The sequence below is a fragment of the Paraburkholderia phymatum genome, assembly GCF_038900715.1.
GTDB classification, from domain to species: domain Bacteria; phylum Pseudomonadota; class Gammaproteobacteria; order Burkholderiales; family Burkholderiaceae; genus Paraburkholderia; species Paraburkholderia phymatum_A.
Window position 1 is genome coordinate 1 of the sequence record NZ_JAYMRZ010000128.1, and the last position, 255, is coordinate 255.

Sequence of the window (255 nt, forward strand, 5' to 3'; positions counted from 1 at the left end):
CGGCTTTCAGCCGTACGCTGACCAGTGGTCGTATCTCGCGTCCGTGCAAACCATGGACAGCCGCGACATCGAGGGGGTGATCTTTCGCGCCACGGGCGGTGCGCATCCGCTCGACGTCGCGTTCATCACCGAGGAGGACCAGGCCGAACCGTGGAAGCCACCGCCCGCGCAACCGAAGCGGCTGGCCGGAACGATGCCGGCGTCGCTCACGCTGACGCTCGCGAACCAGCTCTATCTAGAAAAGGCCGAGCTTCC

At 65.9% G+C, this 255-nt stretch carries 1 protein-coding gene; it reads left to right on the forward strand.

Annotated features, from left to right (window positions below):
* Window positions 1-52 precede the first annotated feature (52 nt).
* Window positions 53-255 (forward strand): hypothetical protein (locus VSR68_RS43055; protein WP_342945400.1); only part of this gene is annotated, 203 nt, incomplete at its 3' end.